This window comes from Nitrospirota bacterium (assembly GCA_015233895.1).
Lineage (GTDB): Bacteria > Nitrospirota > Thermodesulfovibrionia > Thermodesulfovibrionales > Magnetobacteriaceae > Magnetomonas.
The window spans coordinates 135,685-151,101 of sequence record JADFXG010000003.1; the positions used below are offsets into that span (position 1 = coordinate 135,685).

15 protein-coding genes, 1 pseudogene and 1 riboswitch are annotated in these 15,417 nt (G+C 42.3%); of the genes and pseudogenes, 7 read left to right on the plus strand and 9 right to left on the minus strand.

Annotated elements, in window-relative coordinates:
- Positions 1-65 precede the first annotated feature (65 nt).
- Genes HQK88_04330 through HQK88_04350 form a run of 5 tightly spaced genes read left to right on the plus strand, consistent with a single transcriptional unit; the run spans position 66 to position 4,802 of the window.
- A complete protein-coding gene (locus HQK88_04330) occupies positions 66-1,334 on the plus strand; it encodes a sigma-54-dependent Fis family transcriptional regulator (GenBank protein ID MBF0616030.1) in 1,269 nt (422 codons plus the stop codon).
- Between the two features lie 48 nt (positions 1,335-1,382).
- Positions 1,383-2,027, plus strand: coding sequence for a hypothetical protein (locus tag HQK88_04335; protein MBF0616031.1), 645 nt, complete (start codon positions 1,383-1,385; stop codon positions 2,025-2,027).
- Positions 2,015-2,416, plus strand: a complete 402-nt coding sequence (locus tag HQK88_04340) for a hypothetical protein (protein MBF0616032.1) — start codon at positions 2,015-2,017, stop codon at positions 2,414-2,416. The genes HQK88_04335 and HQK88_04340 overlap by 13 nt, the downstream gene beginning before the upstream one ends.
- Positions 2,417-2,419: 3 nt before the next feature.
- The gene (locus tag HQK88_04345; GenBank protein ID MBF0616033.1) at positions 2,420-3,751 is read left to right on the plus strand and encodes a hypothetical protein; all 1,332 of its coding nucleotides are present in this window, start codon (positions 2,420-2,422) and stop codon (positions 3,749-3,751) included.
- Complete coding sequence (locus HQK88_04350; protein MBF0616034.1) at positions 3,744-4,802, plus strand: hypothetical protein; 1,059 nt, start codon at positions 3,744-3,746, stop codon at positions 4,800-4,802. The genes HQK88_04345 and HQK88_04350 overlap by 8 nt, the downstream gene beginning before the upstream one ends.
- Before the next feature lie 64 nt (positions 4,803-4,866).
- Here HQK88_04350 and HQK88_04355 read toward each other — a convergent pair whose 3' ends face one another.
- The 9 genes and pseudogenes from HQK88_04355 to HQK88_04395 form a co-directional block, all read right to left on the minus strand.
- Complete coding sequence (locus tag HQK88_04355) at positions 4,867-5,493, minus strand: hypothetical protein (GenBank protein ID MBF0616035.1); 627 nt, start codon at positions 5,491-5,493, stop codon at positions 4,867-4,869.
- Positions 5,471-6,841: a DNA repair protein RadA gene (gene radA, locus HQK88_04360; protein ID MBF0616036.1), complete on the minus strand. Its 1,371-nt coding sequence runs from the start codon at positions 6,839-6,841 to the stop codon at positions 5,471-5,473. Before radA ends, HQK88_04355 begins: the two co-directional genes overlap by 23 nt.
- Positions 6,842-6,850: 9 nt before the next feature.
- On the minus strand, positions 6,851-7,018 hold the full coding sequence (locus HQK88_04365) for a hypothetical protein (protein ID MBF0616037.1): 168 nt from the start codon (positions 7,016-7,018) through the stop codon (positions 6,851-6,853).
- Complete coding sequence (thiD, locus tag HQK88_04370; GenBank protein ID MBF0616038.1) at positions 7,011-7,778, minus strand: bifunctional hydroxymethylpyrimidine kinase/phosphomethylpyrimidine kinase; 768 nt, start codon at positions 7,776-7,778, stop codon at positions 7,011-7,013. The genes HQK88_04365 and thiD overlap by 8 nt, the downstream gene beginning before the upstream one ends.
- A complete protein-coding gene (thiC, locus tag HQK88_04375) occupies positions 7,775-9,073 on the minus strand; it encodes a phosphomethylpyrimidine synthase ThiC (GenBank protein ID MBF0616039.1) in 1,299 nt (432 codons plus the stop codon). The genes thiD and thiC overlap by 4 nt, the downstream gene beginning before the upstream one ends.
- Positions 9,070-9,690 (minus strand): thiamine phosphate synthase, encoded by a 621-nt coding sequence (gene thiE / locus HQK88_04380; protein ID MBF0616040.1) that lies wholly within the window; start codon positions 9,688-9,690, stop codon positions 9,070-9,072. The genes thiC and thiE overlap by 4 nt, the downstream gene beginning before the upstream one ends.
- A 21-nt stretch (positions 9,691-9,711) precedes the next feature.
- Positions 9,712-10,734: pseudogene (gene thiS, locus HQK88_04385) on the minus strand (sulfur carrier protein ThiS).
- 62 nt (positions 10,735-10,796) lie between these two features.
- Positions 10,797-10,919, minus strand: a riboswitch (TPP riboswitch).
- A gap of 84 nt (positions 10,920-11,003) precedes the next feature.
- On the minus strand, positions 11,004-12,248 hold the full coding sequence (locus HQK88_04390; GenBank protein MBF0616041.1) for a divalent metal cation transporter: 1,245 nt from the start codon (positions 12,246-12,248) through the stop codon (positions 11,004-11,006).
- Positions 12,249-12,251: 3 nt separating this feature from the next.
- Entirely contained in the window at positions 12,252-13,535 is a 1,284-nt protein-coding gene (locus HQK88_04395) for a magnesium transporter (protein MBF0616042.1), read from the minus strand.
- 176 nt (positions 13,536-13,711) lie between these two features.
- Here HQK88_04395 and HQK88_04400 point away from each other — a divergent pair, with 176 nt between their 5' ends.
- Positions 13,712-14,497: a transketolase gene (locus HQK88_04400; GenBank protein ID MBF0616043.1), complete on the plus strand. Its 786-nt coding sequence runs from the start codon at positions 13,712-13,714 to the stop codon at positions 14,495-14,497.
- On the plus strand, positions 14,494-15,414 hold the full coding sequence (locus tag HQK88_04405) for a 1-deoxy-D-xylulose-5-phosphate synthase (protein ID MBF0616044.1): 921 nt from the start codon (positions 14,494-14,496) through the stop codon (positions 15,412-15,414). The genes HQK88_04400 and HQK88_04405 overlap by 4 nt, the downstream gene beginning before the upstream one ends.
- Positions 15,415-15,417 lie beyond the last annotated feature (3 nt).

Consider the following 15,417-nt stretch of genomic DNA (forward strand, 5'->3'; position numbering starts at 1 on the left):
GGAAGAGATTTGAACAATTCGGAGGAAAAGCTTTTGTAGCAACGGAGCCGGATGCTGCCCTTTATATGTCAATGAAGGAGCGTATTGACATAGTGCTGGCTGATTCAAAAACGCTTGGGAGTAACGTATCTGTTTTTATAGAAAAATGTAAGTCAACAAATCCTGCCGCTATAATTTATCTGACAATTGATAACTTACGGGGTGCTGCCTCATCTGTGCTGCCGCAAGGAGTTGAGGATTATCTGCATAACAATATAACCGGAATCAGGTTTGCGCAAATGACGGAGATGAGATTTGGCAGGGGGCAGCAAGGGGAAAGCAGCTCGCTGACACTGATGGATCCTCTGGTGTCGCGTTTAAGGCCGTATTTTCAGTTTCACTCAGAGGCCATGCGCCGGGCGCTTGTCAATCTGCCAGCTATCGCCCGTTCAGAGCAAACCGTGCTGATTTCCGGTGAAACAGGGACAGGCAAAGAGATGACAGCCCGCTCGATACACGTACTAAGTAAACGGTCATCAGGCCCATTTGTAGCCGTTAACTGCGGAGCTATTCCGGAAACTCTGATAGAGGGTGAACTGTTTGGACATGAGAAAGGTGCTTTTACCGGTGCTTTCCGCACACGGAAGGGTAAGTTTGAAGCGGCTGCAAACGGCACCCTGTTTCTTGATGAAATCGGCGATATGCCTTTAGCGCTTCAGAGAAGACTGCTCAGGGTTTTAGAAGAGGGGCAAATTTACAGAGTAGGCGCTGAATCCCCCGTCTCTATAAACGCAAGAGTGATAGCTGCTACCGGCAGAGATTTAAAGCACTCAGTACAAAACGGACTTTTCAGAGAAGACCTCTACTACAGACTCAACATTTTGCCAATACATCTGCCACCACTCAGAGAGCGCATTGAGGACATCCCATACCTTGCGATATATTTTCTGGGGCGTGCTATGACAGAACAAGGTATCCCTCCCCCGTACCCAGCCCTTTCCCCTGCCACTATTGATGTGCTTGAAAAGTATCCGTGGCGGGGTAATGTCAGAGAACTCAGAAACGTTATGACTCGTGTGGCAACTCTTATCCCAGGCGGAATTGAACAAGTGCTGCCCATTCACATAATCCCTCACCTTGAGGAAAACCTCATAAAATCGGCATTATCACTACAACCGGAAAAATCCGGCAGTAACGGAGTATTTATCCCTGTCGGCACACCGATGTCTGAAGCTCATGATATGATAATTGCTGAAACTCTCCGTCACACAGGCGGTAACCGTACAAAAGCCGCCGAATTGCTAAAAATCGGACTCCGTACTCTCAGAAGGCGGCTAAACTGTCCTGAACGATAATCTTTACAAAAACTCTGTGCAGTTGTAGAATATTAATAAGGTTATAGAATGGCAAATAAACAGAATATTAAAAAAAAATTAAAACCAGGAGATATTTTGCTTCTGTTGCTATACGTTGATGACTGTTCATCTATAAGAGGGCGAACAAGGCTTCAAAAAATGGTTTTTGTTTTTGAAGAGGAAATTTTGAAGCAAAATGGTTTTGACAAACTACTATCCCAAAATCACCAACAGTCCTTGTTTGACTTTAAACCTCATTATTATGGACCTTTTTCTGAGAAAGTTTTGACAAATATGGAATTTTTTGTAAACGTTGGCATGGTTGAAGCTAAATGTGATATTCAAGACGGAGATTTTGAAGAAGCTCTTGCCGGTATAGATGATCAACAAATCCTAATGGATGATCTTAGGGAATTACCTGATGGGCTTGAAGATGATGAGGCATACGGAATTGAAGATGAATTTTGCATAGAACCTGAGTATTTTCTAAGTGAGACTGGGAAGAAATATGTTAATGAGAAGCTCATTGTTTTTATCAGTGGAGAGCAGAAAAATGCCTTAACTATCCTAAAAAAGAATTTTAATAAAATTTCTTTAAACAATATTCTAAGATATGTTTATACTAAATATCCAAATATGTCGGAAGAATCATTAATTAAGGATACTGTGTTAGAGAAGCCATGGCAATTCTAGAAAAAGAGCTTATAACCAGTTTTAAAGCGATATTTAATGGAAAAGATAATATGCATGAGGAGGTTGCTTTTGGTAATCGCTGCATTGATATGGTTCTGGTTAGAGATTCTGTAATAACAACAATCGAATTTAAAATAAATAACTGGCGTAAAGCATTAACTCAAATAGAAGACCATTTATTAGTTGCTGATTTCTCCTATTTATGTATGCCGAAAAAAAGAATTTCAGAGGAGCTATTAACAATTCTAAGAAAAAATGGAATTGGCTTATGGCATTATGACTTTGAGGTTAATGAATTAATTGAAGTAGTAAAACCTGATAAATCCTCATACCAATTTGAATTCTATAAAAACGCTATGTTGGAAAAGCTATCCAAAAGGTCGAATTAGATCATGAAGGAGTCTCACTTTCTCAGATATGGGACATCTTCTGAACAAAAATATATGGCCAGTTATCAACACACTTATGATGGAATAGCAATAAATGGGAATATGTTAGCCCATATTTCAAAGAGCATATCTCTTTTTGTCCACAAGGATATAGGAAAAGAATTTTTTATAGACCCAATGACTCATTCTTTTCAACATGAAACAGAAAAAATATCATCAGCTTCAGGTCGGATAAAGTCGTCTATCAAAAAACTTATAGAAATTTATGGAAATCCGTTAAAATTAATATTGGATGAGTTCCGTCCAATTACTGCAACCGATTTTAACACTAACAATATTCCTAAATTTGTAGCCACCGTGCTGGGATTCCAAAAAGACCATATAAGACGAAGCTTAGATGAGGAATATAGTGATTATATCGACTATTTAGAAATTTCCAAAGAGCCTATCTTTCTAATTGCACCTTACTTTTATATGCAATCAGATAGAACATTTGATGATTGGTTTAGCTTAAACAGTAGAATGATTAACGAAAGTATAAAATTAAAGGCAGAATATAAAAAGGATATTTTTGCTGAACTCGTTATTGATAAAAAACTACTATGTGACGAGGATAAGATAAATAAAATACTTAAAACCTATTCTGATTCAAAGATAGATGGTTTACTATACTGGATCAATGGCTTTGATGAGACTCAGGCAACTGTAGATGAGCTATCGGCAGTCAAAGATTTTGTTGTAAAATACAAACGTAGTAATCCAAATAAAAAAATTATTTCTCTTTACGGTGGTTATTTTTCTGAATTGTTAATGGGGATATCTAACGCACTTGATGGTGTTGTTCACGGTTTAGAGTATGGCGAATCACGAGAGGTAGTTCCTGTAGGTGGTGGTATTCCAATATCAAAATATTATTTCCCGGACATAAAAAAACGCATGCCTGAACTAAGAATGTCTAAAATACTATTAGTTCTCAAAATTGATACCCCTGTTAAATTTCATAAACAGATTTGCGATTGCAAGAAATGTAAAGAAACAATCGTAAAAGATGTTCTTCCTGATTTTAACAGATATTTTAAGGCTAAACCTAAAATTATTAAGTTTAAAAAAACAGGAAACACAAGAGAAATAGATTATCCTGAGAGAGAAAGTAAAGAGCTTTGCTTATTTCACTATCTGGAGGTTAAAAATAAGGAATTTAAATATATAAAAGAGCATGGAATATCAGACATAGCTAATGAGTTAACCAAAGTGCATGAAAAGTACAAAGAGCATTTAAACGAAATGGAGATAGGGCATTTAGAGCGTTGGGCAAAAGTTCTTAGTGATGGCTAAAAAAACAGTTTTTATTCTTGGGGCGGGTTTTTCATATGATGCTGGAATTCCACTTCAGGCGGCACTTTTAAAGGAAGCATTAACCATTACTCCACCTGTATTTACATATAATAACCCTGAAGCAATTTCCTTTATGGAGTATCAGAAAAAATTAAAGGATTTTATCAATAACTTGTTTGGTTCATTAGATAATGTAGCTTTAGAAGATATTTTTACAATACTTGATAAAAGTGTTATAGGAAAAGAACGATTTAAAGAATATTCGTGGAAAGAACTCTATGAGTACAGAGGTTATTTAGTAAATCTAATCCTTCAGGTACTTACGATAAAACTAAAAGATATTACTAATTCATCAGAAAAACCGTATAAAAAATTTGCAGAAAAAGTAATTGAAATAAGGGAAAAAGCAGGGCAGAAAACAGACTCACTTGGAATTATTTCATTAAATTGGGACACATTACTTGAGTTATCTCTTAATAAAGCTCTTACTGATTCTAAAGATAAGAAATGCCGTATTGATTATTGTGCCTATACTCATCACAGAGACAACACTGAAGTCTCTCATATCAATTTAAAATCTTTGGGTTTTTATAATATTAAAGTGTTGAAATTGCACGGCTCCTTAAACTGGCTTTATTGTAGTAATTGCGGACGATTGTATGTAGATGATGGAAATATTGGTATTGAAAAAATAGAATGTAATTACTGCAAATCTTATACGGAAAAATTATATGAAGAGCCTCTTATAATTACCCCAACAATGATAAAAGAACTGCATAATCTTCATATTAAAAATATTTGGCAAAATGCCTTTATAGAAATACAAGAGGCGACTGATATTTATTTTATAGGATATTCACTTCCTTACGCCGATTTCGAGTTTAAGTATATTTTGAAAAAAGCTATTGATAAAAAAAGCAAAATAACTGTTGTTCTGAGTAAAAATGACGAAACAAACGGAACCAACAAAAGATATCAAGAGTTCCTTGGTAATAGTGTGAAACTATATAATGGCGGATTCTCTGACTGGATAAGTAATAATAATATTTAGAGCTTTAGGGGAGGGGTGAGGCACCCCCGCCGTTATGGGCAGCGCCTTCCCCTTACTTATTCCTTTATCTCTCAAACTTAACATCTTCAGTAACAATCGTAAACTTATACCCGCCTACAGTTGCAGTGATACGGTTCGGGTACCATACACCCCCAAGCCACTTTACATCTCCATAGGCAATGTGCAGAATGCCGCCTCTGGGTAAGTATATAAATTGTTCAATTGGCATCAGAGATTCACTATCTAAAACCATTTGTTGGCGGGGTTGTTTGATTTTAAGGTATCTGCCCTCTGTTGTGATATTATTTACGTTATTAATCCACCAGAACAGTCCGTTTTTAATACATAGCGAGATGAGTTGCTCCTCTTCGGGTTTTAACTTCGGCTGACTGTAAAACACTCCGCCACGCTCCCGGAACTCGCCAACCGGTATGCCAAGCGTATAGAGCTTAACTTCATACTCGTTTGGAGAGAGTTTCATAGAGGCCATCCCGGACATGTACGCATCGTGCATCTGCATGGAAATGTCGGCAGTACCCTTTATCTGACGGATTGCTCTCAGCCGGCTGATAAATTCATCGAATGATATTTTTTCGTAATTCTCTTGTACTGGAACATACTGAGTACATGAAAACAACATGACAGTTAAGATGACAAAAATAAGTGATTTAATAATTGATAGCGGCTTCAATTGCCTCCTCTATGTTTTTAACCCCGGTGATTTTAATGTCCGGCTTAAAAGTAAGCCGCTGCAAGGTGGAATCAGGAATAATCGCCTCCTTAAAGCCAATCTTAGTGCCTTCCTTAATTCGTCCCTCAGCCTGTGACACTCCCCGTATCTCTCCGGATAGTCCCACCTCACCAAACACGAAAAGAGTCTCCCTGACGGGTTTTTCCTTAAATGAAGAGACAATCGCCGTGATGATACCCAAATCAAAAGCCGGCTCGTTTATCTTAAGTCCGCCGACTACGTTAAGAAACACATCCATTCCGCCAAGATGCACCCCGCCCACCTTTTCAAGCACGGCAATTAGAAGATTAACCCGGTTGGTTTCAACCCCTATGGCGGTTCTTCTTGGCATAGCAGTGTTGGAATGTGAAACCAGCGCCTGAAGCTCTACCATAATCGGGCGGGTTCCCTCTATAGTAGAAACAACGGCGGTGCCGGATGCCCCCTCAGGGCGCTCCGAAAGAAACAGCTCGGATGGATTTGTTATTTCTACCAGTCCCAAATCCCGCATCTCAAACACCCCGATCTCATTTGTCGAGCCAAAGCGGTTTTTCACAGCCCGCAGGATTCTGTAAGGATTGCCCCTGTCTCCTTCGAAATATAAAACCGTATCCACAATGTGTTCAAGAGTGCGTGGACCTGCTATAGCGCCGTCTTTGGTTACATGCCCAATTAAAAAAATTGATGTCATGGAATTCTTTGCTAAAAACATGAGCTTAAGCGCACACTCCCTCACCTGAGTGACAGAGCCCGGAGCTGAGGGCGCATCCTGTGTAAACATGGTTTGAATTGAATCAATGATTACAACTGCGGGCTTTAACGATTTTATTTGCTCAGTGATACTCTCAAGACAAGTCTCAGAAAGGACGTTTATTTCAGGATTGTCAACATTCAGTCTGCCTGCGCGAATTTTTATCTGCTTCATGGACTCCTCGCCTGAGACGTAGAGGGAGATGTTTTTCATGGTAGCATTGGTTTTATAAAGGGAGGCCAGCATTTGAAGCACAATGGTTGACTTACCAATTCCAGGGTCTCCGCCAATTAAAATCAAAGAGCCTGCCACAATGCCTCCGCCAAGCACACGGTTAAGCTCCTCTATGCCGGTAGAGAGCCTGTCTTCAGCGTTTAGAGGGATGTCACTAAGAGACATTGCCTCAGAGCTGCCTGGGCGTGCCATCCCTTTTTTAACCTGCACCTCCTGCTCTTCAGTAAAACTGTTCCAGCTACCGCAGTCCGGGCACTTTCCAACCCACTTGGGTGAGCTGAACCCGCACGATTGGCACTGAAATATGGTTTTTGTCTTAGACATATTGCCCTATCAGTAAGCTCTGCAAAAAAACTGGATTCCTGCCTCCGCAGGAATGACAGAAAAAACCATCTCCTCCTCTGTCATTCCCGCCTCCGAGCGGGAATCCAGTCCCTTTTTATACATTTTTAGCTGACAGAAAACCATCAACCTGAGTAATTTCATAAGTATTTTATACATTTAAAATTGCCATCCCGCCTCCGGGATAAATTGCCCGTGTATCTATCGCATTTGTGACAAATGCTTTTGCAAGCCGGGCACTTTCAAGTGCTGCTATACCTTTTGCAAGATTTGCCGACACTGCCGCCGAATACAGACACCCTGTGCCGTGATATGTCCCCGGCTTTAGAGGGGTCTCCATCCTTATAAATTCCGCTCCGCCATAAAAAGTATCCGTAGCACTTTTAAGACCTTGTCCGCCTGTTATTATAACGTTCCTGACTCCAAACTCTCTTAACAGCCTGGCTGCAACGTCTATATCGGCTTCTGTTTTTATGTCCATTCCTGAATAGAGAGCAGCCTCACTGATATTTGGAGTAAAGCACTCACAAAGCGGCAGTAGTTTTTGTTTGACTGCCTCCGGAACTCCGGCTTCTGTCATCGTTTTGCCTGAGGTAGATACCGTTACCGGATCAATAACGAGATTTTTAAGATTATATTTTCTAATGTAGTGGTCAAGAATTTCAACAATGTCAGCGGTTGGCAAAATTCCGGTTTTAACGGCATCCGGAGTTAAATCGGAAAGAAGGACTGAAAGTTGCCGCTCGAAAATTTCAGGGCTCACAGCATAAACATCGCTAACCCCTTGTGTGTTTTGGGCGGTTATCGAGGATGCTACCGAAAGCCCATAAACCCCATGAGCGTGGAAGGCTTTTAAATCCGCCTGAAGTCCGGCTCCGCCTGTAGGGTCGAAGCCGGCAACGGTTAACGCTGTGGTCATTCTGCCGCTTTGCCTGTGGGGTGAAGCGCGCGCTCAACGGTTCTGATAGCGCAAAAATCGGCACACATGCTACAAACCTCAGATAGTGCGGGGGGGAGGTGTGCCCTCATGTTTCTGACCTTATCGGGATTAAAAGACATAGAAATCTGCCCCTCCCAGTCAAGGTTTTTTCTGTACCGCGCCATCTTTTTATCCCTCTCTATAGCAGAGGGAATTCCCTTTGCTATGTCAGCCGCATGTGCTGCTATTTTTGAAGCTACAACACCTTCTATGACATCATTGAGTTCCGGAAGCCGGACGTGCTCTGAGGGCGTTACGTAGCAGAGAAAATCTGCCCCGGCAGCTCCCGCAATTGCTCCGCCTATGGCTGAGGTTATGTGGTCATACCCCATTCCAACATCTGTGACAAGAGGCCCTAGCACATAAAACGGGGCGCCGCTACACAGTGATTTCTGAAGTTTTATATTCATTTCTACCTGGTTAATCGGGACGTGGCCCGGCCCCTCGATTATCACCTGCACACCGTGCTCAAGAGCGATTTTCTGTAGCTTTCCTAAAGTAATAAGCTCCTCCACCTGCGCTCTGTCCGTAGCGTCAGCCAGACAGCCGGGTCTTAGCCCATCCCCTAAGCTAAGTGTCATGTCGTACTTTTTTGATATTTCAAGCAGCCTGTCATATTGCTCAAAGAGGGGGTTTTCCCGGTCGTTTACAATCATCCATTCAAGCATTATGGAGCCTCCGCGGCTTACAATATCAAGAATCCTGCCCTGTGCTTTCAGATGCTCAACTGTATCTCTGGTTAGCCCGGCATGTACCGTTACAAAGTCAACCCCTTCTTTAGCATGAACCTCTATGATTTCAAACAAATCATCGGCAGTCATCTTTATGATGCTGCCGTACTTTTCAACAGCCATGACGGCAGTCTCGTATATGGGTACAGTGCCGATAGGCACGGGGGATTTTTCGGTCATCATCCGTCTCAGGTCTCTTATTGGCCCTCCGGTTGATAAATCCATGATGGCATCAGAGCCGTATTTAACTGATGCCTCAAGCTTAAGCATCTCCTCACCCACCGAGGCATGGTCTTTTGATGTGCCGATGTTTGCGTTTATCTTTGTGGTAAGCCCTCTGCCAATGCCCGTGGGTTTGATTTTATGCAGAATGTTTTTTGTGATGACGGTGAAACCTGCTGCAATGTCTTCTGAGATTTTTTCTGCCGATACTGATTCACTTTGCGCTACAGCCTTTACATCATCTGTTATAATGCCCTTTTTAGCCGACTCTATAGTTGTCATTTTAGTAACTCCAGGTATTTTTTAGTTTCGCCAAAAACATCAGTTGACGACAGAATTCCGGAAATCACGGCTACGCCGTCCGCCCCGGCCTCTAAGACCTCTGTTAAATTATCCGGCTTGATGCCACCTATGGCAAAGACCGGTATCTTTAATTTCTTTTTGACCTTTGTGATGGTTTGCACTCCTATTGGGGGCCCAAACTGAAGTTTGGACTTTGTTTCGTAAATTGGCCCAAGTGTTATAAAATCAGCGCCCTTGCTTTGTGCTAAAATCGCCTCCTCAAGAGAATGTGTGGACTGAGCTATGATGAGCCTGTCTCCGGCTATCTTTCTTGCCGCTGCAACGGGAATACTGTTCTGGGTCAGGTGCACTCCGTCAGCCTCCACTGCAAGGGCAACATCAACCCGGTCATTTATAAACAGTTTGGCTTTGTAGGTTTTGGTAAGCTCCCTCATTTTTTCAGCCAGCACCATTATTTCTTTGATATTTAGATCTTTTTCCCTTAGCTGAACAGCGCCTGCTCCAGCCGCAAGTGCTGCCTCAAGCACATCACAACAGGGCTTGTTAACAAGAGATCTGTCACTTATAAGATAGAGCTTAAAATCAATTCCTGCCATGTTCTTTCTCCTCCGGTTTTACTACAGCATTCCTTCAATGGGGCTGCTTGCCGATGCGTAGAGTTTCCGGGGTATGCGCCCGGACTTGTAGGCATATCGTCCGGCAATTACTGCGTGTTTCATAGCCTCAGCCATCATAATAGGATCCTTTGCGCCGGCAATAGCCGTGTTAATGAGCACAGCGTCACACCCAAGCTCCATTGCCTCTGCCGCATCCGAGGCTGTCCCCACACCGGCATCTACCACAATGGGCAAGGTTTTTATAAGCTCAAGGATGATTTTGATATTATAGGGGTTTCTTATGCCAAGCCCTGAGCCAATGGGAGCGCCAAGGGGCATAACCGCTGCGGCTCCTGCATCAACAAGCCTTTGAGCCGTGATGGGGTCATCGCTTGAGTATGGGAGCACGATAAACCCTTCTTTAGCTAAAATCTCTGTGGCCTTAAGCAGACCGCAGACATCTGGAAACAGGGTTTTTTCGTCCCCTATGACCTCAAGTTTTACCATATCAGACACTCCTGCCTCACGCCCAAGGCGAGCGTATCTAAGGGCATCCTCGACATTATAACATCCTGCGGTGTTAGGCAAGATTTTGTACTTCTTTGGGTCTATGTAGTCAAGCAGGTTTGTACTCTTTCTGTCAGTTATATTAACTCTTCTTACTGCAACAGTTACAATGTCAGCTCCTGATGCCTCAATAGCACGGGCTGTCTCATCAAAATCCTTATACTTACCAGTGCCTACCCAAAGGCGGGATTTTATTTCTATCGAGGAAACTATTAGTTTATCGTCCATGCGCTCTCCTTATCTTTATAGTATATGAGTAATGTCAGCATTTTAAAATTATCCACCCCCTACAAAGTTAACAATTTCCACCGTATCGCCGTCCTGAATTTGAGTTAGAAGGAGGTCGGCTTTTTTTATCACTTTCAGATTTAATTCAACTGCAACCCTATTCATTTGAATATCTAACTCATCAAGGAGCTCTTTAACCGTTTTAGCCCCCTTTACAGCGTAATCTTCAGAGTTTAATTTAATTATCATAGTTAAATTTCGTTTACGGGCTATTAAAAAGCAAAAAAACCGCATTCCTATACTTGAAGGAATACGGCCTTTAGCCCTTTTCCCTCCGTCGGTATAACCCGTATCAGGTTCAAGGGGTCACCTTATAATAAGGTTTCTCAGGCTTAACACCGATTTCGTGTTTTTAGCCTCCCCCAAGGGTACTGCTTAATTGGATGTTATTACAAATTAATGGAAATAGTCAAGAGTTTTGGAGAGATTGTGGTAACACGTAGCTATATCTATATTGTTTATACAACCATTGCAACTAACATAGCGATGGTTAGCAAAATTATCAGGACAATAGTTATCCATGTGATGATGTTATAGCCGCGCGGATTTATATACTCTCCCATCAGAGTCTTTTTATTGATGAGAGTCACTGCATATACAAGCACAAATGGCAGCAGGAGACCGTTAACAAAAGAGGAAAGCACCATCAGGAAAACAAGCGGCGCATGAGGCAGAATAACAAAAAATGCGGCAAGAAAAATAGTTATCGAATAAATCCACACAAATTGAGGGGCCTGAGAGTATCGTTTGTTGATTCCGGTCTCCCAGCCTAACGCCTCGCATATATAGTAGGCAGTGGCAATGGGAACGATAATAGCGCCCAGAAGGGAGGCGCTCCCCAGACTTAGAGCATAAATCGCTGAGGCATAATGCCCGGCAAGCGGCTTAAGAGCAAGGGCAGCCTCTGATGCCTCATTTATTACTATTCCTTTTGGAAACAACACCGCACCACAGGTTACCACCATAAAAAACGAAATTAAATCCGTTACGATGCTTCCTACAAATATCTCAAGTTTTGACATTGCAAAATTTTCTGTCTTTACCCCCTTTTCCACTATCGAGGACTGAAGGTAAAACTGCATCCACGGTGTTATCGTAGTGCCAATGATTGCAATTGAAAGCATTACGTATTGAGCATCAAGCGGATTGGTTATCTTTCTCAGAGTTTCTTTTGGCGGAAATAGTGTTGCCTTAAAAACACTGCCCCACTCAGGCTGCGCTAAAACGGCGGATATTACATACCCAACATACATCAAACAGGCAAGAAGGAGGATTTTTTCCACTGAGCTGTAAGTCCCCCTCGTTACGATTAACCAGATAGCAAAAGCGCCTGTCGGCACCATGACGTACTTTGTAAGGCCCAATACCTCCATGCTTGCTGCAAATCCGGCAAAATCGGCCACCGTTGTTCCAAGATTTGCGATAAAAAGGCCAACCATCATAAGACAAGCTGCCTTTACACCGTAGTTTTCCCTTATTAAGTCCGCAAGCCCCTTACCAGTCACTACCCCAAGGCGCGCAACCATCTCCTGTACCACAACCAGTGAAACCGTTATTGGGATTATTGTCCACAAAAGCCCATAGCCATACCTTGCGCCTGCCACAGAAAATGTGGTAACACCGGCTGCGTCATTATCTATCATAGAGGTAATTAGCCCAGGGCCAATTACAGCAAGATAAATTTTCAGGCGCTTCAGCGTCATATGTTAAATTTTCTTCCTCTTTTTTCTTGCACTTGGAGGTAAAATAAAGTCTATAATGTCATCGGCGGTTACTATCCCAAGCATTATGCCGTCATCGTCAACAACCGGAATTGCCACAAGGTTATACTTTGAAATCATGGCTGCTACCGTGTCCTCATCGTCATCGGGTTTTAGTGACTTAATGTTTGTATTCATACAGTCCATAAGTTTAATGCTGGAATCTGAAAGCAGGAGTTCCTTTAACGATATAACCCCTATGAGTTTGTCATCATCATCAACAACATACACATAGTAGATGGTTTCAACTTCTTTGGCATCAACTTTAAAACTATGAATGACATCTATTACTTTAGTGTCCGGACTATAAGAAAGAAACTCGGTGGTCATAAGCCCTCCGGCCGTATCCTCGTCGTGTCCCAGCAGCTCTCTGATGTTTTCAGCATCATCTTTTTGTAACGTGTCAAGAATCTCACCGATTTTACTTTTGTGCAGGTCACTGAGAGTGTCAACAGCATCATCGGGGGACATTTCCTCGATAATCATGGCAATCTGCCTGGTGTCCATGCTGGCAATGATATCGGCCTGAGTTTCAGGCTCAAGTTCCGGAAGGGTCTCAGCCGCAGATTCAACATCCAGGTTGCTGAAAAAATTTGCGCCCTCCTCCCGCGACAGTGAGCTTATGATTTCAGCTAAATCTGCCGGGTGCATCTTAGATAGCATCTGCTGGGGCATCGTAAGAGATATGGACTTAAGTCTTGGGCTTATTGGCTGCAGATAGTTCCATGCAATCAGATTATATGGAATGGAAATTTTAAAGAATTTCAGGAAATCTTCTCCTTTTTTCTCAATCCTGAGCCGCCTTAAAATTCCCCTTATACCAACATCAATAGCAAACAACATGGCATGGTTTTGATAGCCGCCTAATTTAATATCGTTAACTCTAACCACCTTTGCGCCGTTAATATCCACCACCTGCTTATCCAGGACATCGCGCACGGCAAGAAGATCATCCTCCGTGAAGTCATACCCAGGGAGCTCTTCATGGCTTAAGGTGCTTGTTATTATTCTTCTGTTAAAAATGCTCAGGCTGCTAAAATCCACCTTGTAAAACTGCTTTCGTTTCTCTGACAAATTTCCTGTCCCCTCCACGATGAGAGCATCCAGAAGCGGCAGGGTCGTGCCGCGCACTACCACAATATCGTTTAGTCTGCCTAACTCTTCACCCTTTTGGTCATAGACAACTTTCTTAAGTATCTCACTTATAAATAACTCACCAATGAGAGGCATTTTTTCACCTCAAAAATTTTTTTTGGAGCAGTGTATCCAATAAAGTCAACCGCTGATTATACCACAATCAAAGTGTGTATTTTGGTTACAATTTGGTTACAAGAAAACCAGTGCTGTGTGCGTGCGCAAACTTGACAGCTCTGTCTTATAAACTGTACACTAATCCATATTGGTGTATGCTTAGTTCAAAGAAAATAAGAGAGCTCGTTATTACTCAGTCTAAGAGGGCTAATGTTGGGCATATCGGGTGCGCTCTGTCAGTGGCTGATATATTGGCAGTCCTCTACGGAGGAATAATGAGGATAGATAGCTTTGATGATCCTGCCAGAGATCGTTTTATTCTCTCCAAAGGACATGCAGCGTTGGCACTTTATGCTGTGTTTTATCTTAAGGGTTGGATATCTGAGGTGGAACTCAATACGTTTTACACAAATAATACACTTTTAGCTGTGCATCCGGAGAGTGCCCATAGGTGCGTGGATTTCTCAACCGGGTCATTAGGCCAGGGGATAACGTTTGGAGTTGGAGCTGCACTTGCCGCAAAAATGAAGAAATCTACTCACAGAGCTTTTGTGCTGGTAAGCGATGGCGAGTGTAATGAGGGCGCTTTATGGGAGGCAGTTATGTTTGCCGCTCACAACAAATTATCTAATTTAGTAGTTATAGTGGATTTAAATGGCCTTCAGGCATTGGGTCACACTAAAGATATAATCTCGTTAGAACCATTAAGCGGAAAGTGGCGCTCCTTTGGCTGGAATGTTATTGAGGTGGATGGCCACGATACGGCTAAGATGACTGAAACTATTGAAAAAATTGATACAACCTCAGGCCCCCCTACCGTAATAATTGCTAACACAGTGTTTGGTAAAGGTGTTTCTTTTATGGAAAATAATTTGAAATGGCACTACATGCCAATGACTGATGAGCAATTCAAAACAGCCCTTTCTGAGATTAAACAATGAGAAAATCTTTTGTTACAGCCCTTGTAGATATAGCCCAAAAAGACAGCCGCATTGTGCTTCTAACCGGGGATTTAGGGTTTATGGTGCTTGAGCCGTTTATCGAGCGATTTCCGGAGCGTTTTTTTAACGTTGGCGTTTCCGAACAAAATATGGCAGGAATTGCCACAGGCTTAGCGGAGGCTGGATTTATCCCATTTATATATTCAATAGCGCCATTTGCCGCTCTGCGCACGTATGAGTTTATTCGTAACGGCCCGATTAAGCATAAGCTCCCTGTCAGAGTTGTCGGGGTAGGTGCTGGTTTTGACTATGGGCTGAATGGCCTCACTCACTGGGGACTGGAGGATATAAGCGTAATGCGAATTCAGCCCGGGATAACGGTAATTGCGCCTGCTGACAGCGCTCAGGCAAGCAGCGCTTTAAAAGCATCATGGAATTTAAACGGCCCGGTTTACTACAGTCTTGGAAAAGATGAGGACTCTCTTGTGGCTGCTCTTAACGGTAAATTTGAGATTGGCAAGATAGATACTGTAAGAGACGGAGATGACATTCTGATAATAACAATGGGAGGCATAGTGTTTGAGGCTATTGCCGCTGCTGATATGTTAAAAGCCTCCGGTGTGAGCTCTCAGATTGCAATTGTGTCGTGTGTTAATCCACCTCCAACCGATGACATTGTTAAAGCCCTTAAGCGGCATAAGATAGTGTTAACCGTTGAGGTGCAGTATGTAAACGGGGGGTTGGGTTCTCTGGTGTCAGAGACAATAGCTGAGTTTGGACTTAACTTAAGGCTTGTACGGATTGGTGTACGCAAACACATAGAGGGCCCGATAGGAAATCAGAAATTCATGCAGGCTCTTTGCGGTCTTTCGGCTGAAAACATAGCACAGAGCGCTTTAAATACGCTAAAAGGATAGAGG

Excerpts from the sequence above, each read along its gene's own strand:
- HQK88_04330 (MBF0616030.1), top strand. The coding sequence starts at position 66 with ATGTCAATGAAGGAGCGTATTGACATAGTGCTGGCTGATTCAAAAACG.
- HQK88_04335 (MBF0616031.1), top strand. The coding sequence starts at position 1,383 with ATGGCAAATAAACAGAATATTAAAAAAAAATTAAAACCAGGAGATATT.
- HQK88_04340 (MBF0616032.1), top strand. The coding sequence starts at position 2,015 with ATGGCAATTCTAGAAAAAGAGCTTATAACCAGTTTTAAAGCGATATTT.
- HQK88_04345 (MBF0616033.1), top strand. The coding sequence starts at position 2,420 with ATGAAGGAGTCTCACTTTCTCAGATATGGGACATCTTCTGAACAAAAA.
- HQK88_04350 (MBF0616034.1), top strand. The coding sequence starts at position 3,744 with ATGGCTAAAAAAACAGTTTTTATTCTTGGGGCGGGTTTTTCATATGAT.
- radA (MBF0616036.1), bottom strand. The coding sequence starts at position 6,841 with ATGTCTAAGACAAAAACCATATTTCAGTGCCAATCGTGCGGGTTCAGC.
- HQK88_04365 (MBF0616037.1), bottom strand. The coding sequence starts at position 7,018 with ATGTATAAAATACTTATGAAATTACTCAGGTTGATGGTTTTCTGTCAG.
- thiD (MBF0616038.1), bottom strand. The coding sequence starts at position 7,778 with ATGACCACAGCGTTAACCGTTGCCGGCTTCGACCCTACAGGCGGAGCC.
- thiC (MBF0616039.1), bottom strand. The coding sequence starts at position 9,073 with ATGACAACTATAGAGTCGGCTAAAAAGGGCATTATAACAGATGATGTA.
- thiE (MBF0616040.1), bottom strand. The coding sequence starts at position 9,690 with ATGGCAGGAATTGATTTTAAGCTCTATCTTATAAGTGACAGATCTCTT.
- HQK88_04390 (MBF0616041.1), bottom strand. The coding sequence starts at position 12,248 with ATGACGCTGAAGCGCCTGAAAATTTATCTTGCTGTAATTGGCCCTGGG.
- HQK88_04395 (MBF0616042.1), bottom strand. The coding sequence starts at position 13,535 with ATGCCTCTCATTGGTGAGTTATTTATAAGTGAGATACTTAAGAAAGTT.
- HQK88_04400 (MBF0616043.1), top strand. The coding sequence starts at position 13,712 with ATGCTTAGTTCAAAGAAAATAAGAGAGCTCGTTATTACTCAGTCTAAG.
- HQK88_04405 (MBF0616044.1), top strand. The coding sequence starts at position 14,494 with ATGAGAAAATCTTTTGTTACAGCCCTTGTAGATATAGCCCAAAAAGAC.